Origin of the sequence: Paraburkholderia sp. SIMBA_030 (assembly GCF_046535245.1) — a bacterium.
GTDB lineage: Bacteria > Pseudomonadota > Gammaproteobacteria > Burkholderiales > Burkholderiaceae > Paraburkholderia.
Window position 1 is genome coordinate 1 of the sequence record NZ_JAWRXB010001241.1, and the last position, 249, is coordinate 249.

A 249-nucleotide genomic window follows, 5' to 3' on the forward strand; every position below is an offset into this window, starting at 1 on the left:
GTCGGCGAGCTGTCGACCGTCTATTCGGCAATCAAGGAAGGCACGGACGTGGCTCTGCCGAAGGCTATGTCCTTCGCCACTTATGCGACGCAATATGCGCCGACCACGGAAAGCTCGGCTGCGACCGAAGCCTTCTGGCTTGATCAGTTCAAGTCCATTCCGGGCCTGCCGGAACTGCCGCTCGACCGTCCGCGCCAGGAACCGCGCACCTTTGCTGGTGGCACCTGCACCGGCTTCATCAACACCAAG

General features: G+C 61.8%; 1 protein-coding gene. It reads left to right on the forward strand.

What is annotated here, in order from left to right:
• Nucleotides 1-249, forward strand: a 249-nt coding sequence (locus SB772_RS44015; RefSeq protein WP_410839027.1) for a hypothetical protein, incomplete at both ends; no start/stop codon positions are given.